The organism is Janthinobacterium psychrotolerans, assembly GCF_001677885.1.
GTDB classification, from domain to species: domain Bacteria; phylum Pseudomonadota; class Gammaproteobacteria; order Burkholderiales; family Burkholderiaceae_D; genus Janthinobacterium; species Janthinobacterium psychrotolerans.
The window spans coordinates 125,859-147,519 of the sequence record NZ_LOCQ01000056.1 but is presented as its reverse complement, the minus strand read 5'-3'; the positions used below and the strand labels follow the sequence as shown (position 1 = coordinate 147,519).

General features: G+C 63.2%; 29 protein-coding genes. 15 read left to right on the top strand and 14 right to left on the bottom strand.

Annotated features, from left to right (window positions below; all coding sequences use genetic code 11):
• Positions 1-20 precede the first annotated feature (20 nt).
• Complete coding sequence (locus ASR47_RS14775; protein ID WP_065308545.1) at positions 21-548, bottom strand: SRPBCC family protein; 528 nt, start codon at positions 546-548, stop codon at positions 21-23.
• Positions 549-687: 139 nt separating this feature from the next.
• On the opposite strand from ASR47_RS14775, the gene ASR47_RS14770 reads away from it, so the two are divergent.
• Positions 688-1,473, top strand: a complete 786-nt coding sequence (locus ASR47_RS14770) for a DNA/RNA non-specific endonuclease (protein WP_065308544.1) — start codon at positions 688-690, stop codon at positions 1,471-1,473.
• A gap of 9 nt (positions 1,474-1,482) precedes the next feature.
• Positions 1,483-1,737 carry a hypothetical protein gene (locus ASR47_RS14765; RefSeq protein ID WP_065308543.1) on the top strand — a complete coding sequence of 85 codons (255 nt, stop codon included), beginning with the start codon at positions 1,483-1,485 and terminating at the stop codon, positions 1,735-1,737.
• A 203-nt stretch (positions 1,738-1,940) separates the two neighbouring features.
• Here the strand turns inward: ASR47_RS14765 and ASR47_RS14760 are convergent, their stop codons facing one another.
• A complete protein-coding gene (locus tag ASR47_RS14760) occupies positions 1,941-2,321 on the bottom strand; it encodes a hypothetical protein (protein ID WP_065308542.1) in 381 nt (126 codons plus the stop codon).
• A 179-nt stretch (positions 2,322-2,500) separates the two neighbouring features.
• On the opposite strand from ASR47_RS14760, the gene ASR47_RS14755 reads away from it, so the two are divergent.
• The gene (locus ASR47_RS14755) at positions 2,501-2,935 is read left to right on the top strand and encodes a type 2 periplasmic-binding domain-containing protein (protein WP_065308541.1); all 435 of its coding nucleotides are present in this window, start codon (positions 2,501-2,503) and stop codon (positions 2,933-2,935) included.
• Between the two features lie 71 nt (positions 2,936-3,006).
• Complete coding sequence (locus ASR47_RS14750; protein ID WP_065308540.1) at positions 3,007-4,467, top strand: methyl-accepting chemotaxis protein; 1,461 nt, start codon at positions 3,007-3,009, stop codon at positions 4,465-4,467.
• A gap of 191 nt (positions 4,468-4,658) precedes the next feature.
• Here ASR47_RS14750 and ASR47_RS14745 read toward each other — a convergent pair whose 3' ends face one another.
• Together ASR47_RS14745 and ASR47_RS14740 are read right to left on the bottom strand one after the other, a co-directional pair.
• Entirely contained in the window at positions 4,659-4,931 is a 273-nt protein-coding gene (locus ASR47_RS14745) for a hypothetical protein (protein WP_065308539.1), read from the bottom strand.
• Positions 4,932-5,118: 187 nt separating this feature from the next.
• Positions 5,119-5,970: a sensor histidine kinase gene (locus ASR47_RS14740; protein ID WP_065308538.1), complete on the bottom strand. Its 852-nt coding sequence runs from the start codon at positions 5,968-5,970 to the stop codon at positions 5,119-5,121.
• Positions 5,971-6,248: 278 nt separating this feature from the next.
• On the opposite strand from ASR47_RS14740, the gene queE reads away from it, so the two are divergent.
• The 7 genes from queE (at position 6,249) to ASR47_RS14700 (ending at position 12,309) form a co-directional block, all read left to right on the top strand.
• On the top strand, positions 6,249-6,884 hold the full coding sequence (queE, locus tag ASR47_RS14735) for a 7-carboxy-7-deazaguanine synthase (RefSeq protein ID WP_065308537.1): 636 nt from the start codon (positions 6,249-6,251) through the stop codon (positions 6,882-6,884).
• A gap of 9 nt (positions 6,885-6,893) precedes the next feature.
• The gene (gene queD / locus ASR47_RS14730; RefSeq protein ID WP_065308536.1) at positions 6,894-7,340 is read left to right on the top strand and encodes a 6-carboxytetrahydropterin synthase QueD; all 447 of its coding nucleotides are present in this window, start codon (positions 6,894-6,896) and stop codon (positions 7,338-7,340) included.
• Positions 7,333-7,845: a tRNA adenosine(34) deaminase TadA gene (gene tadA, locus ASR47_RS14725; protein ID WP_065308535.1), complete on the top strand. Its 513-nt coding sequence runs from the start codon at positions 7,333-7,335 to the stop codon at positions 7,843-7,845. The genes queD and tadA overlap by 8 nt, the downstream gene beginning before the upstream one ends.
• A 177-nt stretch (positions 7,846-8,022) precedes the next feature.
• Positions 8,023-9,183 (top strand): IS1595 family transposase, encoded by a 1,161-nt coding sequence (locus ASR47_RS14715; RefSeq protein WP_245714364.1) that lies wholly within the window; start codon positions 8,023-8,025, stop codon positions 9,181-9,183.
• 80 nt (positions 9,184-9,263) lie between these two features.
• Positions 9,264-10,181: an alpha/beta fold hydrolase gene (locus ASR47_RS14710; RefSeq protein ID WP_065308532.1), complete on the top strand. Its 918-nt coding sequence runs from the start codon at positions 9,264-9,266 to the stop codon at positions 10,179-10,181.
• Positions 10,182-10,216: 35 nt separating this feature from the next.
• Positions 10,217-11,140 carry a muramoyltetrapeptide carboxypeptidase gene (gene ldcA / locus ASR47_RS14705; protein WP_065308531.1) on the top strand — a complete coding sequence of 308 codons (924 nt, stop codon included), beginning with the start codon at positions 10,217-10,219 and terminating at the stop codon, positions 11,138-11,140.
• On the top strand, positions 11,137-12,309 hold the full coding sequence (locus ASR47_RS14700; protein WP_065308530.1) for a DUF418 domain-containing protein: 1,173 nt from the start codon (positions 11,137-11,139) through the stop codon (positions 12,307-12,309). The genes ldcA and ASR47_RS14700 overlap by 4 nt, the downstream gene beginning before the upstream one ends.
• 3 nt (positions 12,310-12,312) lie before the next feature.
• Here ASR47_RS14700 and ASR47_RS14695 read toward each other — a convergent pair whose 3' ends face one another.
• A complete protein-coding gene (locus tag ASR47_RS14695; RefSeq protein ID WP_082988938.1) occupies positions 12,313-13,032 on the bottom strand; it encodes an SOS response-associated peptidase in 720 nt (239 codons plus the stop codon).
• A 137-nt stretch (positions 13,033-13,169) separates the two neighbouring features.
• Between ASR47_RS14695 and ASR47_RS14690 the strand changes: the two genes are divergently transcribed.
• A complete protein-coding gene (locus tag ASR47_RS14690) occupies positions 13,170-13,394 on the top strand; it encodes a hypothetical protein (RefSeq protein WP_150127814.1) in 225 nt (74 codons plus the stop codon).
• A 6-nt stretch (positions 13,395-13,400) separates the two neighbouring features.
• Here the strand turns inward: ASR47_RS14690 and ASR47_RS14685 are convergent, their stop codons facing one another.
• The 6 genes from ASR47_RS14685 to ASR47_RS14660 form a co-directional block, all read right to left on the bottom strand.
• The gene (locus ASR47_RS14685; RefSeq protein WP_065308527.1) at positions 13,401-13,652 is read right to left on the bottom strand and encodes a hypothetical protein; all 252 of its coding nucleotides are present in this window, start codon (positions 13,650-13,652) and stop codon (positions 13,401-13,403) included.
• Positions 13,653-13,708: 56 nt separating this feature from the next.
• A complete protein-coding gene (locus ASR47_RS14680; protein WP_065308526.1) occupies positions 13,709-13,915 on the bottom strand; it encodes a hypothetical protein in 207 nt (68 codons plus the stop codon).
• An 82-nt stretch (positions 13,916-13,997) separates the two neighbouring features.
• Entirely contained in the window at positions 13,998-14,570 is a 573-nt protein-coding gene (locus ASR47_RS14675; RefSeq protein WP_065308525.1) for a manganese efflux pump MntP, read from the bottom strand.
• 60 nt (positions 14,571-14,630) lie between these two features.
• Entirely contained in the window at positions 14,631-15,476 is an 846-nt protein-coding gene (locus ASR47_RS14670; RefSeq protein WP_065308524.1) for an undecaprenyl-diphosphate phosphatase, read from the bottom strand.
• A 67-nt stretch (positions 15,477-15,543) separates the two neighbouring features.
• On the bottom strand, positions 15,544-16,413 hold the full coding sequence (locus tag ASR47_RS14665) for an alpha/beta hydrolase (RefSeq protein WP_065308523.1): 870 nt from the start codon (positions 16,411-16,413) through the stop codon (positions 15,544-15,546).
• 38 nt (positions 16,414-16,451) lie between these two features.
• Positions 16,452-16,787 carry a hypothetical protein gene (locus tag ASR47_RS14660; RefSeq protein ID WP_150127813.1) on the bottom strand — a complete coding sequence of 112 codons (336 nt, stop codon included), beginning with the start codon at positions 16,785-16,787 and terminating at the stop codon, positions 16,452-16,454.
• Positions 16,788-16,981: 194 nt separating this feature from the next.
• Between ASR47_RS14660 and ASR47_RS14655 the strand changes: the two genes are divergently transcribed.
• Positions 16,982-17,236, top strand: a complete 255-nt coding sequence (locus ASR47_RS14655) for a DUF1488 family protein (RefSeq protein WP_065308521.1) — start codon at positions 16,982-16,984, stop codon at positions 17,234-17,236.
• On the opposite strand, the gene ASR47_RS14650 is transcribed toward ASR47_RS14655, so the two are convergent.
• Positions 17,233-17,799 (bottom strand): helix-turn-helix domain-containing protein, encoded by a 567-nt coding sequence (locus ASR47_RS14650; RefSeq protein WP_082988937.1) that lies wholly within the window; start codon positions 17,797-17,799, stop codon positions 17,233-17,235. The two genes, ASR47_RS14655 and ASR47_RS14650, sit on opposite strands and share 4 nt — an antisense overlap.
• 293 nt (positions 17,800-18,092) lie before the next feature.
• Here ASR47_RS14650 and ASR47_RS14645 point away from each other — a divergent pair, with 293 nt between their 5' ends.
• The gene (locus ASR47_RS14645; RefSeq protein ID WP_065308519.1) at positions 18,093-18,467 is read left to right on the top strand and encodes a response regulator; all 375 of its coding nucleotides are present in this window, start codon (positions 18,093-18,095) and stop codon (positions 18,465-18,467) included.
• Here the strand turns inward: ASR47_RS14645 and ASR47_RS14640 are convergent.
• Positions 18,445-20,091 (bottom strand): DUF6138 family protein, encoded by a 1,647-nt coding sequence (locus tag ASR47_RS14640; protein ID WP_217270566.1) that lies wholly within the window; start codon positions 20,089-20,091, stop codon positions 18,445-18,447. The genes ASR47_RS14645 and ASR47_RS14640 overlap by 23 nt on opposite strands.
• Positions 20,092-20,313: 222 nt before the next feature.
• Between ASR47_RS14640 and ASR47_RS14635 the strand changes: the two genes are divergently transcribed.
• Positions 20,314-21,006, top strand: a complete 693-nt coding sequence (locus ASR47_RS14635) for a DUF3334 family protein (RefSeq protein WP_065308517.1) — start codon at positions 20,314-20,316, stop codon at positions 21,004-21,006.
• Positions 21,007-21,024: 18 nt separating this feature from the next.
• On the opposite strand, the gene ASR47_RS14630 is transcribed toward ASR47_RS14635, so the two are convergent.
• Positions 21,025-21,573: a DUF2939 domain-containing protein gene (locus ASR47_RS14630; protein ID WP_065308516.1), complete on the bottom strand. Its 549-nt coding sequence runs from the start codon at positions 21,571-21,573 to the stop codon at positions 21,025-21,027.
• Positions 21,574-21,661 lie beyond the last annotated feature (88 nt).

The window sequence follows — 21,661 nt, the reverse complement described above, 5'->3', positions numbered from 1 at the left end:
CGCGCGCTGGCGGCCGGCGCTTATTGCTCGGCCGCCGCCTTCAGATTCGTCAAGCCCTTGTCGAAATCCTTGCCGATCATGGTGTCCATGCTGACAAACACATTCATCACCTTGCTGACATAAGGGCTGGGGCCGGTCATGGTCCAGTTGACCCTTGTGTTTTCGCCGTCGGGTTTCAAGGTGAAGATGGTCATGTTGTGGCTGACATAGGGCTGCAGGAAGTCGAGCTTGATGACGGTGCGTTCCGGCGCGGCCGCGTCGACAATTTCCATGCGCCCGGCGCCCACCTTGTCATTGCCTTGCCAGGCATATTGCGCGCCCTTGCCGGTGGCCGGGCCACTATAGGTGCGCGCCATGTCGGGATCGAGCTTTTCCCAGGGCGACCAGGCCTGCCACTGGCGGAAATCGGTGAGCAGCGCGGCGATCTTTTGCGGCGGCGCCTTGATGCTCACTTCGCGCTGCACGCTGAAGGTGTCGGGCTTGGTGGTGGCAAAGCCGAGTACGCCGGCTACGAAAACGGCAATCAGCAGCAAGGTTTTCTTGATCATATGCTCTCCGGTACTTGATAGGGATGCGAACAAATCGCTTCAATCTTAGCAGAAGCGCGCACGGCTGCACGTGTGGTTTGTCGATGCCGGCTTGCGTCCGCTAGAATGCTGCTTTGCAAGAATTTGAAACCAGGCAATCATGATTCAACGTACCATCGCCAGGCTTGGCCTGGCGTGCGCCCTGCTGGCGACAGCGCTGGCCGCGAACCCGGCCTGGGCCGCCGCTTGCCCTGCCCATTATGTCGATGGCCGGCCGCCTGAAATTACCAATCCCAGGCTGGACGTCTCGACCACCGAACTGTGCTATACCGTGTTTGGCGTCATGCATTCCGGTGTCACGCGCACCCCGCTGTGGTCGGCCGAGCACCTGACCGCCAGCAATGTCGACGCGGCGCAGGATCTGTCGCGCGAAAACTCGTTTCATGCCGAACGCAGGCTGCCCGCCGGCCAGCGTGCGGAACTGGCCGACTATGCGCGCAGCGGCTTTGACCGAGGCCACATGGCGCCGAACGGCGACATGCCGGACCGCCGCAGCCAGCAGGACAGTTTTACCCTGGCCAATATGGTGCCGCAGGACGCGCGCAACAACCGCTATGTGTGGGCCGGCATCGAAGGCGCCGTGCGCAAGATGGCCAGGAAGGAGGGTGCGCTGTATGTGATCACGGGCCCGGCCTTTATTGGCGGCAACCTGCGCAAGGTCGGCCGGGTGATCGTGCCCAGCCACTTGTACAAGGCCGTCTACAGCCCGCGCCAGGGCGCTGGCGCCGCCTACTTTATCGCCAATACCGACACCAGGGACTATGAAGTGCTGAGCATCGCCCAGCTGGAAGACAAGCTCGGCATCAATCTGTTACCGTCGCTCACGCGCCAGCAGAAGCTGCGGGTGCTGAGCTTGCCCAAGATTAACAGCAAAAAATTCAAATAAGGCCCTGCCATGTGTGCAAAAAAATTCGTTCCTTACGCCAATGAAAGCGATGTGCTCAACCTGGGCAGCCTGGCGATTGAAAACCGCCTCGACCGCGTCAGCCTCAGCGGCGATATCGACCTGACCCTCGACCAGGCCGGCCTGGCGCTGGCCAAACAGCTGCAAAAGCTGCTGGCCGACGTGGTGGCGGAACTGGAAAAACGCGACCTGCCCAAGCAGTTGCCGCCGCCCGAAGTGACGTCGGTGCGCAATCCATTCGAATAAATACCAGCAAGACAGCCGCGGTGTCGCCGCCTTGGCGCGCCGCTGCGACAAGCGTCCACCGCGAGGCCGGCGCCTCACTGCCATCGCCGCTTGCAGCCAGCGCGGCCCCTGCGCCCACTCGATCAGCGCCGGGCCGACACCATCCATGGCCAGGGCGCCATCTGGCGGTATCCTGATCGGCCAGTCCAGCGCGCGACTTCGCATCAGTTCCAAGGCCTCCAGCGTCTCCTGCAGGCGGTGATACTTTCCTTGATCTCAATACTGCACACCACTGAGGCTGCTGCCCAGGCGCGCATGTTGCCCGCCGGGCTGCGACCCTCTCCTGCGGCGGGCAGCCAGCGGTCGAAGTCATCAGGCAGCGACCGGTATCGCTGCTGACACACCTTCCGTATTTCATGCGGCGCCTTGTCGCGTATCGCCGCCGGGATCACATGCCCGTTCCAGTTCACCCCCGCCCAGGCATCGATGACCGACAGCCGGTACCGGATGAGATGGTCGGTGGGCAGGTTTCCGTTGCCCGTGGCGTAGCGAAATTTCCAAAAAACAATATATTCAAAGAAAGACCAGGTGTTTTTTATTTCCATCAAATATCATGATTTAAACAAAAAAACGTTACGTTTATTTATATTTAATTTTGTGGATTCTATTTTGAATTCTGGATGTAACGTAAGCGGCGGTTATTTTAGCAATGCACGAAACGGGTTTGACGGAAGTATCGTCTGCCTGCCTGGTTTCACGGTCAATTTCGTTTTTGAAGGGAGCCATGTTTAGGTACAAAAAGATCCACACCATCATCGTCGCCGCAGGCCTGGTGCTGCTGTCGCCGTGCGTGAGCGCCGAGGCGGTCGTCATTGTTTCGGCCAGGAGCGCCGCGACAGCGCTGACCGAGGAGCAGGCGTCCGACATCTTCCTTGGCAAAAACTCGGCCCTGCCCGGGGGCGGAGCGGCAACCCCGGTCGACCAGGCCGATGGCTCGCCCTTGCGCGACCAGTTCTACACCAAGGTGTCCAGCAAGAGCGCCGCCCAGATGAAGGCATACTGGGCCAAGCAGATTTTCACCGGCAAGGGCCAGGCGCCCAAGGAGGCCGGCGACAGCGCCGCCGTCAAGGCGGCGGTGGCTGGCAATCCGAATCTGATCGGCTACATCGACAGGAGCGCCGTTGACGCCACGGTGAAAGTCCTGCTGACTGTCAAGTAATGCCAGCCGCGCGCGGCGCAACTGCCGCGCGCGATATTGAAGAGCCCTGTTATTTCCAGAAGAGGCTCTCGATGAGCATCAAAACCAAAATTTGGGCCTTGCCGGTGATTTCCACGGTCGTTTTCGCGCTGGGGCTGGCGGTCAGCACCTCGCTGGTGCTCGATGCGCGCAAGTCGATCCACAATACCGAAAGTGTCGATTACCCGGTGCTCGACGCCACCAAGACGCTCACGCTCGACATCGGCGCCATCGCCGACGGCTTGCGCGACGCCGTTGCCGAGGGGGACAAGAACCGCCTGTCACAGATCCCGCAACAGGCCGCCAAGGTGCGCGTCAATTTGAAAAAAATCGGCGAACTCGGCGGCCAGGGTGCCGGAGCGGAGCGCCTCAGCGCCGAGTTTGAAGCCTATCTCACGCCGGCGCTGCGCTCAGCGCGCATCATGCTCGAGATCGAGGAGGGCGACCCGCAGGCCGCGGTGGCCAGCATGCAAAGCGCGCTCAAAACGCTCAACGCCGACCTGGTCACAACCAATGAGGACGCACGCAAGCGCTTCAGCGCCGGCATCGTGCAAAGCGATACCGTGGTTGGCCGCGTCCTCTACAGCAGCATCGCGGTGGCGCTGGTGGTCATCGCCACCCTCTCCGGCGCGTCATTCTTCGTGGTGCGCACGATCTGGCAGCAACTGGGCGGCGAGCCGGAATATACCCGCGAGATTGCCCGCGCGGTCGCCGACGGCGATTTATCGATGCATATCGAGACCGATCCCAAGGACCTTGGCAGCCTGTTGCTGGCGTTGAAGGAGATGCGCGAAAAGCTCGGTGGCATGGTCGCCGAGATCAAGAGCTCGGCCGAAACCATCAATGTGGCCAGCGAAGAAATTGCCGCCGGCAACGCTGACCTGGCTGCGCGCACGGAGTCGCAGGCCGGCAGCGTGGACCAGACATCGCGCTCGATGCAGACGCTGACGGTGACGGTGCGCGAAAACGCCGACAATGCCAACCAGGCCAACTCGCTGGCCCTGACGGCATCGACAATCGCCACCAAGGGCGGTGACCTGGTGCAGCAGGTGGTCGCGACCATGGGCGCCATCAATGGCTCGTCCACGAAAATCGTCGAGATCATCTCTGTCATCGACGGCATCGCGTTCCAGACCAACATCCTGGCGCTGAACGCGGCGGTCGAGGCGGCGCGTGCCGGTGAGCAAGGGCGGGGCTTTGCCGTGGTCGCCAGCGAGGTGCGCAACCTGGCGCAGCGCAGCGCCAGCGCTGCCAAGGAGATCAAGGAACTGATCGGCGACTCGGTGGCCAAGATCGGCGTCGGCTCCAGGCTCGTCGACGAGGCAGGCGTGACCATGGGCGACATTGTCGATTCCGTCAAGAAAGTGGCCAACATCATGTCCGACATCACCGCCGCCACCAAGGAGCAAACCGGGGGCATCGAGAGCATCGGCCAGGCCATCGCCAGCATTGACGGCATGACCCAGCAAAACTCGGCGCAGTTGGCCGCCGCCTCGCCGTCGGATTGGGAATAACGATCCTGTCGCCTGCCTGCCGCTGTTTGTGAGATTATCTCCCAACACAAGCTGTCGGTCGGTGGCAACCGGCGTGTGGCTCAATGCGAAGGCCGGAAAAGTAAGATCTGGCGCGCTGTGGCAATTCCAGCAATAGTGCGGTTCCCGGGCCGGTCGCCATGGCCGACCCCGGAACTGGCGGCAGGCGGGTTTTACCTGGCGAACACCGCCGCCGCTGGCGTGACCGTCACCGCCTCCGGCTTGAGCCCCAGCGTCATCGCGCCGATGACCTTGTCTTCATCGAGCAAGGCCTGCGGCTTGTTGCCGTCGTACCTGATCGGCGAAAAGGCGTCGCTGACAAGTTTTTCCTTCAGGCCGGCCGCATCCTTGGCCACCGTCACCACCGACAGGTTCTGCGCCGACAGGTGCTGCATGATGGCGCGGTTGACATCGGCCACCGTCAGTTTTTGCAAGCCGTCACGCATCAGCCTGGTGAACTCCGGCGTGCCATACCATGCCAGGCGACATCGGCAACTGCGGCTGCGGGCATGCTTGCGTGGGTGTCCGGCATGGGGTGCTTCCTTGCGGGAGATGGTGAACGGGAGTGGACAGGCATCCATGATGCAGTGCGGCAAGCAAAAGTTGTTGATGTTCGGCAATAAATGGCAATAGTCAGGCGATGCGCGCCGGCATGGCGTCATACCTGGCCTTGATCGGCAGCGACAGCTGCAAGGTCGTGCCGCGGCCGCGCCGGCTCACCATGCGCAGCACGCCGCCCGCTTCGCGCAAGCGTTCTTCCATGCCGGCCAGGCCACAGCCCTGGCGTGCATGCACATCCTTCATGCCGATGCCGTTATCGGCGATATACAGTTGCAGCATGGCGCCCTGGCATTGCAGACGCACATGAACCTGCGTGGCATGGGCATGGCGCGCGACATTGGCCAGCGCTTCCTGCAATGCGCGGTACATCACGGTTTCATGCAGGCCCAGGCTGGCCTGGTGTGCATCGGCCAGCTCGAAAGCGTGTTGCACCGGAATGCCGGTGGCGCGCGTGAATTCGGCCAGCAATTGATGCAGGGCCGCTTGCGGACCCTGCTCCAGCGCGGGTGGGCGCAGGCCGGCGATTACGCAGCGCAAGGCCGCGATGCCCTGGTCGATATTGCTGGCCATGCACTGCAGGGTCGGCGCCAGGCGGGAAGTGGCGCCGTTGACATTGGCTTGCAAGTTCGCGACATCGAGCTTGAGCGTCAGCAGGTACTGGCCCAGGTCATCGTGCAGATCGCGCCCCAGGCGGCGGCGCTCGCGGGCCTGGATGTGTAGCCGGTCGGCAGCCAACTGGCCGATCTGCCGCCGCGCCAGATGCAGCGCATGTTCCGCTTGCTGGAGCGTCAGCTGTTCGTCGCGCATCTGCGCGTACAGGCCACGCAGGCGCCACAGCAGCAGCAGGGCGACCGCGCCCAGCAGCCCGGCGCAGATGACGAGCAAGTTAACAAGGTGGTACGCGGATTCGCTGGCGGCAGGCATGCATCTCCCCGGGCGCAAAGTGTTTTCTATTCGGCAATATCATTAAATAAAAATACAATCTTGAGGGCCGATTGGGTTTGCGCCAGCACAAACCGGCCGCAAATGCTGCGTTGCAAGAAGAAGAGTGTTGTTTCCCTGGCCGCAGTGTGGCAAGCACGGCGTTTGCACGCAACGCGCCTGCCCGGCTTATAATAGAGGGTTGTCAATCGGCTTTTGCGGCCCAGGCCAGGTTTTGCCCGCCCATGCGCGCGGGCGCCGTCCAGCTCTTAGGAAATACAGTGACTTATAGCATCAAAGAGATTTTTTACACCCTGCAGGGCGAAGGTGCGCATGCGGGGCGTCCCGCCGTGTTCTGCCGCTTTTCGGGCTGCAACCTGTGGACCGGCCGCGAAAGCGACCGCGCCAGCGCCGTGTGCCAGTTCTGCGATACCGACTTCGTCGGCACCGACGGCGAACTGGGCGGCAAGTTCAGGACGGCGCAGGAACTGGCCGCGCTGATCGACAGCCTGTGGCCCGGCACTTACACGGCCAGCAAATACGTGGTGTTTACGGGCGGCGAGCCGCTGCTGCAGCTCGATGCCGCGCTGATTGACGCCATGCACGCGGTCGGTTTTACGATTGCCATCGAAACCAACGGCACCTTGCCGGTGCCCGACGGCGTGGACTGGATCTGCGTCAGCCCGAAGATGGGTTCCACCCTGGTGGTGCACAAGGGTAACGAGATCAAGGTGGTGATTCCGCAGTTCCAGCAAGACCTGGCGGCCTACGAACAGCTCGATTTCGAGAACTTTTACGTGCAGGCGATGGACGGCCTGCTGGCCGCGCAAAACATGAAGCTGGCCATAGCGACCTGCAAAAGCAATCCGAAATGGAAGCTGAGCCTGCAAACCCACAAACTCCTGCAAATACCTTAACAGAACAATATGCTCACTATCACACGCAAGCTCGAATTCGACGCGGGCCACCGCATTCCCGACCATAAAAGCCAGTGCCGCAACCTGCACGGCCATCGCTATACGGTGGAAATCACCCTGGTCGGCAAGGTCATCGAAGCGGAAGGCAATTCCGACAACGGCATGATCATGGACTTTTCCGACGTCAAGACGCTGGCCAAGCAGCACCTGGTCGATGTCTGGGACCATGCCTTCCTGGTCTATGAAAAGGACACGGCCGTGCGCGACTTCCTGGCCAGCCTGCCTGACCACAAGACGGTGATCATCGACCGCATTCCCACCGTCGAAAACCTGGCCCGCATCGCCTTCGAGATCCTGAAAGCGGCATTTACCGACCATTTCGGCACCGGCCTGCACCTGCATAAGCTGGTGCTGCATGAAACCCCGAATTGCTGGGCTGAAGTCACCGATGACTGACACGCCAGTGCGGGACGCTGACGCCCAGTTCATGCGCCTGGCGCTGGCCCAGGCGCAGCATGCCTGGGACCTGGGCGAAGTGCCGGTCGGCGCGGTCGTCGTCAAGGACGGCGAAGTGATTGCGGTCGGCTACAACCAGCCCATCGGCAAGCACGACCCGACCGCCCACGCGGAAATCACGGCCTTGCGCGCGGCCTCGGAAAAGCTCGGCAACTACCGGCTGCCCGGCTGCGAGCTGTATGTGACCCTGGAACCATGCGTGATGTGTTCGGGCGCCATGCTGCATGCACGCCTGGCGCGCGTGGTGTTTGGCGCGGCCGATCCGAAGACAGGCGCCTGCGGTTCGATCGTCAATCTGTTCGACCAGCCGGCGCTGAATCACCAGACCGCCATAGTGGGTGGGGTCATGGCCGACGAGTGCGGCGACTTCCTGCGCGCCTTTTTTGTCGCGCGCCGCCGTGCGCAAGCCGAGGCGCGCAAGCTCGCCAGCGGTTCGGGCAGCTGATCATCGGCAAGGGCAGGGTGGCCATTCATGGTCACACTGCAATTAATATGGCTATGTCAGCGAAAACGGTGGGAACGCCGTGAAATTTCTGCGCTCTAAACCGGTCAGGTATTGCCTTTCAAGGAACCGATCATGGATAGAGCCCAGTGACAGGCCTTCGCCAGGCAATTCCCGCAACTGTCGCATCGCCAGCGCCTTGCCAGCGGCGACTTGTTGCGCAGCAGCGCGCCACAGGCTGCGGCCGTCACCCTGATCGAGCAGACAGCGCAGGCGCAACTGCATTGTCCGGCATGTCTATCGACACACTTCCACCGCCACGGCCAGGCCCACGGTCTGCAGCGCTATCGCTGCGTACCCTGCCGCAAAACCTTCAACGCCTTGAGCGGCACGCCGCTGGCGCATCTGCACCACAAGGAACGCTGGCTGGCCTATGCCGATTGCCTGCTCAACTCGTTTTCGGTGCGCAAGGCCGCCGCGCAAGTGACTATTCATCGCAACACCAGCTTTCGCTGGCGCCACCGCTTTCTGGCGCTGGCCAAGACTAACCGGCCACGCTGCCTGCACGGCATCACCGAGGCCGACGACATGTATCTGCTGGAGTCGCAAAAAGGTTCAAGACACATGACGCGGCCGGCACGCCAGCGCGGTGGCCGCGCCAGCCTGCGTGGCATTTCCAACGAGCAGGTGTGCGTGCTGGTGGCGCGCGACCGCACCGGCCAAACCATCGATTTCGTGACCGGCCTGGGCCAGCTGACCAAGGCCACACTGCACGCCTGCCTGCCGCCGGTGATCGACCGTGACATTTTATTGGTCAGCGATGGCCATCCTGCCTATCCCGTGTTTGCCAGGGAGATCGGCATCGAGCATGCGGCGGTCAACTTGCGCACTGGCATCCGCGTGCGCGGCACCGTGCATGTGCAGAATGTCAATGCGTATCACAGCCGGCTGCGCGGCTGGCTGCGCGCCTTTCATGGCGTGGCCACGCGCTACCTGCCCAACTACCTGGGCTGGCGCTGGATACTCGACGCCAGGAGAAACAAGGTGTCCATCATGGTCTTCCTCGGCAACGATGGGCTGACGCAAATCTACAGCGGCAGGGTCGACAAAACCATGGCCGCCGGCGGCTACTACAATGTGCTGGAGCCAAACTTCAACCTGCATATCCGCGACACTGCCCTGCGCAGCGGCTGGGTGCTCAAGCGCGGCGGCGTGACCTCGGTCGAGTTCTTCGACCAGGATGGCAAGCAGGTGCTGACCTTCTTTGGCGTGCGCGAGCGCGGCAAACCACAGCCGCAGGCGTGGAACGACCTGGCCGCCAGCCTGCCGCGCGTCAGGTAATGCCGCTGCCGCCATAAAATGCTATGCTGATTCCACAGCCGCGGCGCTGATGCTCGCGGCCGTCGACCGGAAAGGCAATCATGGCAACCACCAAGGCCAACGGCCTCAATATCGCTTACGAAAGCCATGGCGATCCGCAAGATCCCTGCGTGCTGCTCATCATGGGGCTGGGCATGCAGCTGGTCGCCTGGCCAGACGACTTTATCGACGGCATCGTCGAACAGGGTTTTCGCGTGATCCGCTTCGACAACCGCGATGCCGGGCTGTCGAGCAAGATGACGCACGCGGGCAGACCGAGCCTGCCGCTGGCCTATCTGAAAAGCAAAATTGGCTGGCCGCTGAAAAGTGCCTACACCCTCGATGACATGGCCGACGATGCGCTGGGCCTGCTGTCGGCCCTGGGCGTGGCCCAGGCGCACGTGATCGGCGCGTCGATGGGCGGCATGATCGCGCAGGTGATGGCGGCGCGCGCGCCGCAGCGGGTGCTGAGCCTGGTGTCCATCATGTCGAGCAGCAGCCGGCGCGGCTTGCCCGGCCCGACCAGGGCGGCGCGCAATGCCCTCATGAAACGCCCGAAGGCTGACGCCAGCCAGGCCGAACTGGTGGCGCACATGGCGGCCACCGTGCGCGCGCTGGGCAGCCCCGCCTATCCGGTGTCCGACAAATTGCTGCACCAGCGTATCGCGCTGGCGCTGGGCCGCGCCAATTGCCCCGATGGGGTGGTGCGCCAGATGGTAGCCATCGGCGCTTCGGGCGACCGGGTGGCCTTGCTGCCGACGATTGCGTGCCCGACCCTGGTGATACACGGCGCGGCCGATCCCCTGATACCGGTCGCCTGCGGCGTCGATACGGCCTCGCTGATTCCCGGCGCGCGGCTGGAGGTGATCGAAGGCATGGGCCACGACCTGCCGCCGCAGCTGATCGAGCGCATCCTCGCCTTGATCGATGTGCATCTGCACGGTAAGATGGCACCCCAGATGCGCTCGCAGCCGGCCTGAACGGCGCCTTCCTCACCTTGTCCGGAACCACTATATTGAGCACTCCTGAAATCGGCATCGCCATCGTGGCGCCCGGCGGCTACGCGCCCGACGAAACGGCGCTGGCGCGCGGCATCGCCCGCCTGCGGGCGCAAGGCGCCACCGTCCACAATTATTACGATCCGGCGCAAACATTCCAGCGCTTCGGCGGCACGGAGGCGGGGCGCCTGGCGCAGCTCGATGCCGCCGCACACGATCCCGAGGTGCAGGTGGTGCTGGCCCTGCGCGGCAGCTATGGCATCAGCCGCATCCTGCCCGAGATCGATTTCGATGCCATGGCCGCCAGCGGCAAATTGTTTGTCGGCTATAGCGACTTCACCGCCTTTCACATGGGCCTGATGGCCAGGACCGGCCGCGCCAGCTTTGCAGGCCCGATGGTGTGCGACGATTTCGTGCGCGACGAGCCGGAACAATTTACGCTCGACCAGCTGTGGTCCTGCCTGGCCGGCCCCACGCACACGGTGACCGGCGTGGCGGGCGGCAATCCCCATATCGACGTCAGCGGCAAGCTGTGGGGCGGCAACCTGGCCATGCTGGTGCATCTGCTGGGCACGCCGTATTTCCCGGAGATCGATGGCGGCATCCTGTTCCTCGAAGACGTCAACGAACACCCGTACCGGGTCGAGCGCATGCTGCTGCAACTGCTGCATGCGGGTGTGCTGGGCCGCCAGCGAGCCGTGCTGCTGGGCGACTTTTCCGGCTATAGACTGGGGCCGATGGAGAACGGCTATGATTTCGAGGCGATGCTGGCCTATGTGCGCGAGCGCCTGCCCGTGCCGGTGGTCACGGGCCTGGAGTTCGGCCATATCCGCCGCCGCGTGACTTTACCGTTTGGCGGCCAGGCGCGCCTGACGTCGGATGAGGCTGGTTTTACCTTGCAGGTCGGCGACTACCCGACGCTGGCGCCCGCCCGGCGATGACGGCGCGGCCGGGCAGGCTGGGGCAACTCGATGTGCTGCGCGGCATGGCCGTGTTCGGCATCCTGCTGGTCAATCTATGGGGTTTTGCCTGGGGCACCTTGTCGCTGCGCTACGGCGTGCTGCCCGCCACCGCGCCGTGGCGTGACCAGGCCGCGATCTTCATGGTGGCGGCCTTTGCCGAGTTCAAGTTCTATCCCATCTTTGCGTTTTTGTTTGGCGCCGGCTTTGCGCTGCAGACGCGTTCGCTGCGCCAGCAGCTGGGCAGCTGGCCTGCCGCGCAGGCGGCCTACAAGCGGCGGCTGCGCTGGCTGCTGCTGATCGGCCTGCTGCATGGCTGTCTGATCTGGAGCGGCGACGTGCTCAGTTCCTACGCGCTGGCCGGCATGCTGATCCTGCCGCTGGCGGCAAGCAGGCTGGCGCGTATCCGCAACCTGGCCTGGCTGCTGGCGGGCGGCTTTTTGCTGTTCATGGCCTTGCTGTATCCGCTCAGTCCAGGCATCACGGCGGCGGACACCACGCGCCAGCTGCAGGAGTTCGCCGGCCGTTACACCACCTATACGCAGGGCGGCCTGCTGGACGTGGCGGCCTTGCGCCTGCGCGACTATGGCATGCAGATGCTGTTCGTGATCGTCATGCTGCCGCATATCATCGTGCTGTTTTCCCTGGGCATTTTGTCGGTGCGCCTGGGCTGGCTGACCGAGCCCGGGCGCCATCGGCAGGTATGGCAGCGCGTGTGCGCGGTAGGCATCGGCCTGGGACTGCCGTTCAACCTGCTGGCCGCCACGGCCATGCTGCGGCAAACAATTGATCCGTATCAAACGCAGTGGAACAATATGCTGTTCGAACTGCTGCTGTATGCGGGTGGCCCATTGCTGGCGGCCGGCTATGTGGCGTGCCTGATGCTGGCCGGCCCCGCCATCATGGCGGCGCTGGCGCGATGGCTGGCGCCGGTCGGGCGCATGGCGCTGAGCAATTACCTCAGCCAGTCGCTGCTGGGCACGTTTTTGTTGCAGGGATGGGGGCTGGGCTGGGGCGATGTGTTGCGTCCGATTGAACTGCTGGGCCTGGCCGGGCTGATCATGGCAGGTCAGGTCGTGCTGAGCCGCTGCTGGCTCGCGTATTTCCGGCAGGGCCCCATCGAGGCGCTGTGGCGACGCCTGGCGCGCTGAACTTTACTCGGCATTCCAGTCGAACGATGCCTGTTGCGCAGCCGGCGCCGGCGTCTTTCTGGCGCGCGCGCTCGGCACCAGCGGATTGTCGACAGCGTGCCATTCGAACAGGCCGGCGCCCAGCATGCAGCTGCGCGCCAGGTGCAGCGCCTCCTCGGGCGTCAGTTCGGGCGCCAGCCAGCGGTGGGCGTCTTCCAGGCTGACGGCGACGGGACGCCGGTCGTGGATATCGACCATGCCGCCCACGCTGTCGGCCGTCACCAGCACGAAACCCGATTCCTCGCGATGGTGCTTGAACGGCCCGAAATGGGCCAGCACCAGCAGGAACAGCGGCTGGTGGTCTTTCCTGTGGATATGCCAGGGCTGCTTCGACCCTTTCTCGCCGGTCCATTCATACCAGCCATGCACCTCGATAACGCCACGGCCGCTGCGCAGCAGCGGTTTCCAGTAGCTGCCAGCGAGCTTTTCCAGGCGGGCATTGATGGCGATCGGGATCTTCTTCTTGCCCGGCGCCGGCTCGGCGGCCGTGGCCCAGGCGGGGCGGTAGCCCCAGAATACATCATCGACCCGGCGCACGCCGTTTTCAATATGCATGATCGGGCGGTAAGTGCCCGGTGACACGTTCAGCTGCGGCTGGGCCTCGCTGTCGAAGACCGCATCGGTCCAGCCGAAAGCCGAGGCCTGCACCCGCGCCGTATCGTTTTGATCAAATCGTCCACACATGGCGAAATCATACCTGATTCGATCAGCGACGGCGCCAGCATGCGGCGAACGTGAGCAACCGTACAGACCGCCATGCTGCAATGCCGCACACTGGCCTCAAGTCAGGTGGCTGACGTCTTTTTTAAGCGGAGGAAATTATGATGTCGTTGGAAAATCCCACCATCCACAAAGGATTCACCATCAGTGCAACCGCTTCCCAACGCCGCGACGGCCGCTGGGTAGGCTCGTTCGTCAGCCAGAATCTGGCTTGCGGCGCGTATGAGGACACCTGCGATTATGATGATTGCAGCAACGAAAAAGAGGCGCAACAAGTGGCCTTGTCGATCGGCTGGCGCCTGGCGGACAGCGCACCGATGCGCTGAAGCCGGTCAGGGTTGACGCTTGCGCCGCAAGGCGCACAGCAGGCAGATCGCCGGGGCCAGCAGCGCCACCGGCAGCCTGACGGCAGGCGTCGCCGCAAGGTCGGCGCCCACCATATGCGGCAACAGCAGCAACAGCGGCACGGAAGGCAGCATGGCAGCGAGGAAAAACCAGTAGCCGGAATGGCCATTCTTTTTGGCCAGCAAGGCGATCAGCGCGCAGGCGATCAAAAATACCAGCGGTACATTTACATAATCCATCGATGCATTTCAAGCCGAGTAGTCAAGCCGGCATTATACCTGTTGGCCGAGCCGCTTCAGCCTGCCCGGATGGCGCGGATCTGCAATGCGGTTTCCTCGATCTCGCGGTAGGCTTCCTGTACGTAGCCTGAAATCGGATGGCTATCCATCCAGGCAAAATACCCTGTTTCATTGTTCTTGAGTGCAAACGGCACATGATGGTCACGGATCGATACGGCCGTTTCCCTGACCAGCGACGCAAACAGCAATTCCAGCGTTTCCATGACGGTCTCCTTGCAGCGATGTTCAAACCATCAAGCTAGCACGGCGGTCTGGCCGCTTCTGTGCGCTGGCGTACCGTCAATTTCAGGCAGCCGGGTGGCCCAGGTGCTGGTACAGGATCAGGCAGCCGATCACGATCAATATCAGTCCGCCGACCAGTTCGGCACGCCGGCCGGCCACCGTGCCCAGCACGCGGCCCAGCATCACGCCAATGGTGACCATTACAAAAGTCGAAAAGCCGATTGCGGCGGCGGTGACGAGGATGTCGGCGCCCAGCAAAGCCAGCCCGGCGCCGACCACCATGGCGTCGATGCTGGTGGCAAAGCCGGTGACGGCCAGTAGCCAGAACGAATGGCTGCGCGCCGGTTCCTCTTCCTCGCCGCCGTCCGCCAAGGCATTGCGTATCATGAGCAAACCGATGATGCCCAGCAGGCCGAAGGCAATCCAGTGATCCCACGCTTCCACATACGGCGCGGCCACGCGGCCCAGGGCCCAGCCGATCAGCGGTGTGATCGATTCGATCGCGCCGAAGATCAGGCCGGTGCGCAGCGCTTCGCGCCATTGCGGCCTGTGCAGCGCGGCGCCCTTGCCGACGGCGGCGGCAAAGGCGTCGGTCGACATGGCAAGCGAGAGGGCGGCGGTGGCGGCAAAATTCATCTTTGGCTTTCAGTAATACTTGGCTGGGATGGGGCGGGCGCAAATCGGCCCGCCGCGATTTTACCCTACCAGCAGCACCACCGCCGAGGCCGCGATGCAATAGAAGCCGAACAGATGCCAGCGGCCCTGTTCCAGCCAGCGCGACAGCCAGCGCAGCGCCAGCAGGCCAGCCAGGAAAGACAGGCACATGCCCAGCAGGCTGGGCGCCAGCAGGTGCAGCAGCGGCGCGCCGTGGCCGGCGGCGCCGGCGTGAACCGCCTGGTAGAAGCGCCAGCCTTCCTTGACGATCACGGCCGGCGTCAGCACGACCGCCAGCGCAAAGCTGAATTCTTCGGCCTTCCGCTGCGGCACCCCGACGGCAATCGCCGTGGAAATGGTGGCACCGGAGCGCGAAAAGCCGCGAAATGGCAGGCACAGGCCTTGCACCGCGCCCACCAGCATGGCGCGCGGCAAGGTCAAGCTCCCGTCATGGCGCGGCTGCAGGCGCGACGACACCATGATCAGCACGCCGGCGGCGGCCAGCGCGGCGGCCATCAACTTCGCGTTGCCGAACAGGTGTTCGATCTCGAAGCCCGGCGTGCCGGCCATCACCACATGGGTAATCAGTTTCAGCAGGCCGTAGCCGACGATGCCCGTCATCACGGTCGCCGCCGCCAGCAGCAGCGCGTTGCCGCGCAGGGCAGCGCCCGAACTGAAATACGTCTTGCGCCACGATGACCAGAAATACACGATGACGGCGAACATGGTGCCGGTATGCAGCATCACCAGCAGCATGGTCAGTTCGGGCGAGGTCGGGTCCAGCCCCATCAGCTTTTCCGCCATGATGACGTGGGCGGAGCTCGACACGGGCAGCAGTTCGGCAAAGCCCTGGACGACGGAGAGGATCAACAGCTGCAATAAGGTCATGGAAGTGTTTGCTGGGGACGGGCCTGCATTTTACTGGCGCGCCCCGTTCCATGGCTTGCATGAACGATTACAGTTTGTCCATCTTTGGCGCGAAGACCTTGCGAAAAGCCTTCAGGGCGGCAGGGTGGTAAATCGTGCCGTGGGTTTCCTGCGGCAGGCTTTCCACATGCCAATCGAGCCCCTCTGGCGCGGCATGCTCCAGTACGCTGGCCAGGCGTTTGACTTCGCTGGCAATGCCCGCTTCGCTGCTGCTGGCGAGATAAAGACTGTGTTTTGCGCTGCCTTGCCTGCTCAGCAGCGCGGCCGCCTGGCCGCCAAGCGCGCCGCGATTCCACCAAAGGCTGGGATCGAACGCCAGGTAGTGGTCGAACAGCTGCGGCTCCAGCAAGAACGTCTCGACCACGAACAGTCCGCCCAGCGATTCGCCGACGATGGCCGTCTCGCCCGTGCCGCGGTAGCGCTGGCGCACTTGCGGCATCAGTTCGTCGCGGATAAAGCTGCGGTAGGCCGCCGCGCCGCCGACCACCGGCGCGATGGCGCGATCTTTCGCGTCCTCGGTGGGGCCGGTCAGGTCGCGCCGACGCTGCGTGTTTTCGATGCCGACCAGGCGGAACGGGCGCATGGTGCCATTGGCCACCGACACCTGCAGCAGGCCGGCGATATGCAGGAAGTCCTCAAGCACGCCGCCATCGGGCATGTACAGCACCGGCAGCGGCGCCTCCGGCGGCGTATCCCAGGCGCGCGCGGCGTAGACATTGATATGGCGGCGCTCGCCCAGGATGGCGGAAGCGATGGTAAAGCTTTCGCCGATCACCAGCGGCGTCGCGGCGGACAGCTGCGCCTGAATGGCCGGCGTGGCCGGGGTGGCAGTGACGGCAGGCGCAATGATGCAGAACAGTGCGCTGAACAGCAGATGGACAGGACGGAATCGTTGCATGGGGTCTCGAATGGTGACAGGAAGAATGGATTGGCGCTTCAGCGCCGTTTCGCCGCCGCCTGGCGCAGCGCCTTCGCTTCTTGCTTGTTGGGCAAGTGCGGGCGGCGGGCCAACTCGGCTTTCAGGGCGGCAATCGCCGCGCCAAACGCCTGCTGCGCCTGTGCTTCTGTGGCGCCGGCATAGTGCAGCAGGTTGGACTGCGCGGCGCGCAGGCGGCGCAACTGCGCCAGCAACTGGCGCGCGTGCAGCCGGGGCAGGTCCTGCGCCAGGATGCCGGCGGCAAGGGCGCCGGGTGCATGATCTGCTACCAGCAGGTGCAGCAAGGCCAGGCGCCGTCGCGCATCGTGGTCTGCGGGCAGGTCTGAAGTTGACATCGAAGTCATATTGCATTGGTTGTTGGTGCTGGCGCATTGTAGCGGCAAGCGCGCCGCAGGTCGATGGCGCACGCCAGCGTTCTCGATCCCGTTTGTATGTACGGTAACAGACGGTAGCAGCCCTGCAACACCGGTAGGCTGGGGTCAGTGCTTTACTTCCCACAAGATCGCCGCGTGACGGCAAAGGATCATCGATGCCCTATCAAATCCTGCGTAACAGTGTATGCCTGGATCAAGCCGACGGCGCGATCACGTTTCATCTGGCCGTGTTCGGCGCCGGGAAGGTTTGCCGCGTCACCTCCACCGCGCTGCTCAGCCTGGGTAACGGGCAGGGCGAGGCCTTGTCCGTATTCGAAGCACACCGCCAGCGGATCGCGCAACGGGCGTTCTCCTACCTGAGCCGCAACCTGATGGCCAGCGGCGTGGTGCTGCGCGCGCTCGACTTTTAGCCGGGCAACCCGCTGCCATTGCGTGCCAGCCAGTCGCGCGGCGACAACTGCGTGGCGGCGCGCAAGGCGCGCGTAAAAGCCGGCTGGTTGCTGTAGCCCACTTCCAGCGCGATATCCTGTACCAGCTTGCCTTGCCGCAGTAGTTCGCCGGCGCGCGCGATGCGCAGGCTGTTCAGGTATTGGGCAGGCGGACAGCCGACCACCGCGTGGAACTGTCGCGCGAAGCGGCTGCGCGACATGCCGCACAGGGCCGCCAGTTCGGCCACCGACCACTTGCCGCCCGGATGCGTGCGCATGGCCTGCATGGCCTTGCCCAGGGCAGGGTCGGATGCGCCGGGCAAGGCGGTCGATGAGATCAGCTGGTGCTGCAAGGCATGGCGCAGCAGCTGGACGATCAGCACTTCGCACAGGCGCTTGAGCAACATCTCGTGGCCGGCCGCCGCCATGTGCGCTTCTTCGAACAGCAACCCCACGGTCGCGCACCAGCCCGGCAAATGCGCCAGGTCCAGGTGCCGGCAGGCTGGCAAGGCGCGCACCGGCCGTGCAGGCGTCAACCCCGCCACGCCATCGCCAACAGCAGACGCTGCTGATGCAGGCTTGACGCGCAGGGCGGGGGAGGGCCGCTACAGCTACAGCAAGGCAGCGTCAGCTCCTACAATGCGTCGGTGAAAGATTGTTAAAATATGCAGACAGTCTCGATCTGACACACTTGCAGGAATGAAGTTATGTATAATTACCGAAAAGTAATCTCATCAGTTCAGCCACCACTCCTGGCTGGATTCCACTTTGCCGCCTCAAACCTGCTGGCATACCGATACTAGTCCGAACGGATAGTATTTACTTATGGCAGGCTATAATGGCAAACCCATCTTCCCCCTTGCGTGTCATGGTCGTCGACGATAATCGTGACGCGGCGGACCTGATTGCCGAATTCCTGCAGATGTGCGGGCATGAGACCTTGCCCATCTATGGCGGCGCCGAAGCGATCACGGCCGCTGATGCTTTCCAGCCCGACGTGATGCTGCTCGACCTGGGCATGCCGGTCATCACCGGCTTCGATGTGGTCTCGGCCTTGCGCCAGGCGCCGCGCTTCAGGCGCACGCGCATGATCGCCCTGACCGCCTGGGGCGACGCCCGCACGCGCGAGCGCACCCAAGTGACCGGCTTCGATCATCACCTGGTCAAGCCGGCCAGCCTGGACGATATCCTTAACGTCGTGTCAGCGCGCTGAGCCCGGTCAGCAATTCCTGGCGCCGGCCCTGCGCCTTGCGCGCCAGCGCCGCCAGTTTTTCGGGCTTGCCCCAGATCGCCAGCAGCACATGCTGCGCCTCGTACGGCTCCATGCCCGCCAATTGTTTCCGCAGCCGTTCCAGCAGGGCCTCATCGTCGAAGACGGGCGCGATCTTCAATTTGACCTCGTCGGTACAGTGGCGCAGGCAGGTCACCAGCGTGGCGATGGTACTGTCGTTCACGCCATGCTGCGCGGCAAAGGCCGCCGTAAAATTGTCCTGTACGCGCTGATGCTCTTCATCGACGGCTGCCATATAGTGTTCCAGCAGTGAAAACCATCTGCTACCGGCCAGTGCCAGGCCGAAGGTGGCATAGCTGCCCGGCATGCAGTTCTTTTCGTCCTCCGTATCGGCATAGAATTCATATGGCGCGATCGCGGCGCGCGCATAGAGATCGAGCTGCGGGTGCAGTGCGGGCCAGGCCAGCGCATTGGCAAAGAAACGGTGCGTATCGGAGCGTGCCAGCCCCTTGACGGGCAGGTAATTGCGGGCCGTCGATTTCAGCTTGATTTTATAGCTTTTCGGAAAACCGTTTTCCAGCAGGTGAGTCACGAAGTCGAGCGCCTGCGCGTACGCCTGCTGGCCCTCCTGCGCGATGGCGATATGGATGGTGGCGAACACGTCATTGGCGGTGCAGCGCACCTGCTCGCTGGCCAGCGTGATGGCCTCCGGCGCAAAGCTGCCGCTGCCTTCGGTCAGCATGCGCGCGGCGCGTGCGCTGCCCAGTTGCCTGGCCAGTTCGATGAACTGCAAGCCCGTCGGCTTGGCATAGCCGGGCTCGTGGCGCAAGATCATCACGGCGACATACAGCAGCAGATCGATCTGCCCATGGCCGGCGCCAGGCGGCTGCGCACCGGGCTTGATGGTGTAGTCGTTGGCCCGGTACTCGGAGCGCTGCACGCTGAAATGGCGCGGCAGGAAGCAATCCTCGGCCCAGCTGGTACCGGCGCGGATGATATTGCCGCGGTGCTCGGCCAGCGCCGCCTGGCGGCCCGGGCGCAGCTGCTGCATGCGCTCGAACAGGCTGATGAGCCACGCCGCATCCGGTGCGGGAAACAGCCGCGCATCGAGCAGGTGCCGGCTGAGAAAAAACGATTCCAGCGGCTTGCCGTCATAGTGGCCAGACGCCAGCTTGCCGGCGATATAGGCGTCGATGCGCGCCAGCAGTTCCTGCCGCTTTGTTTCATCGAGCCGTTCCCACACCAGCCATTCGCGCTGGCCTTCGGTGGTCGGGAAGGCGGCGCGCAAGCGGAAATGATAGTCCAGCAGCGCCGGATCGGTGTTTGCCACGAGGCGCTCGAAGGCGGCGGTCACGGCGGGCACCAGTTCGCCGCCGATCTCGTCCGCAGTCAGGAACGGCGCCTGCGACGATGGCGGTCCATCGCCGAAGCCCAGATCGATGTCCAGGCTGGTGCGCCCTGGCTGGTAGTCGAGCAGCAGCTCGTTGAATACGCCGCTCTGCAAGGTGGTCCGGCGCACCGTCTTGCCCGGATCCCTGCGCAACTGTTCGTCCAGCCATGTTTGCATGGCCGTCAGTATTTCCTGCAATGCATCGTCCAGTGTCATGCCCATCCTTCATATTATTGCCTGCAAAGCACATAATGCCTGAAACTGCGCGCCTGCCCTGTTCCGATCGGCATTGTACGGGGCGCCGGGAAGGGCGATTTTCCGACACATCGTCAAGTAAATGCAGGTATGGCTGGACGCAGATGGCGCGCCCCGGTATTCTGCCCATCTGATACTTATTTCTACACAGAAATATCAATATAAAAAGCACGAGAGGTAGCCATGAGCGCAGAAAAGGATGTTGTGTACGGGACTGAAGATTTGTTGATGAGTTTGTGTAACTCGGTAGTGCGGGTGCTGAATGTCGCAACGCAAAGCAGGGTCAATTACTCCGGCATGGTGCAGCGCATCACCAAGACCGGCCTGAAACCCGATATCGGCTGTTTCGTCATGTTCGACGGCGGCTTCACGGGCCTGGTGGTGCTCAATTTCGCGGCCGACACGGCGATGGAAATCTACGAGCGCTACATGTTGCACATGGGCATGCCAAAGTCGGAACTGGCCTCGTTCTACACTTCCGACGAAGTGTCGAATATCATGGGCGAGCTGATGAACCAGATTGTCGGCGACTTCACGGGCAAGGTGCGGCGCGAGCTGCAAACCAATATCACTCAGAGCCAGCCGAAAATGCTGGTGCTCAACAAGCAAGTGATGCTCAGCGTCGATACGCCGCTGGACCGCCCGGAAATGCGCCGTGTGACGTTCTACACGGAAAAGAACAATATTTTCTATCTGGAACTGGCGATCGACCGTACCGAATTCATCAAGCTGCACGATTTCGATTCCCAAGAGGTGGACACCGATTCGCTGATGGACTCGGAATTCGAGAACAAGGCCAGGGACGCGGCCCCCGCGCCGGCGCCCGCTCCGGCGGACGACGACAACGAAGACCTGTTGAAGTCACTGGGCATGTAAGCCTGTCAGGGGGCGGCTTTACCGGGCCGCCATCGCTGTCGACAGCTCGATGCCACTGAGCTTCCAGCTCCACAAGCCATGGCGGCGCAAGACCAGGCCGCCGCCATCTTCCGGATTGCTCGCCGGTCGTATCACGAAGCTGTCCCATCCCGCATACGCCGCCGTGTAGCGCGGCTTGCTGTCCTTGCTGGCAGCAGGCTGGGCTGCGTCGCCGCGCGTTCCCCCCTCGCTACTGACCACGCTCTTGTTGACCAGCGCCACCACGCCTGCCGGCGACACCATGGCGTCGACGATCTTGCCGCTCATGCTGCTGGCGAACGCCTGGCCGATGGCGGCAAACGGATTCTCCGCGCCGGCGGCAGCTTCGATGCTGTCGGCCATCGCGCCATTGATCTGCCGCTTGATGTTTTCGCGCAGCGCGGGAAAATCCACTTGGCTGGCCAGCGCTTCGGCGTCGCGTTCGGCCAGCGCCGTCTTCATCTGGTGCAAGGCATACCAAGGGGTGGCATAGGCCACGGCGCCCAGGGCAATGACGGCGATGGCGGTGGCGGCGAGGATTTTTTTCACGGGATGTCTGTCCGGGCAAGTTGGGATGGATGGCGTCGACAGTGTAGCGAGCCGCCGCAGGCCTGTCATGGCTTTTTGGCAGGGAAGT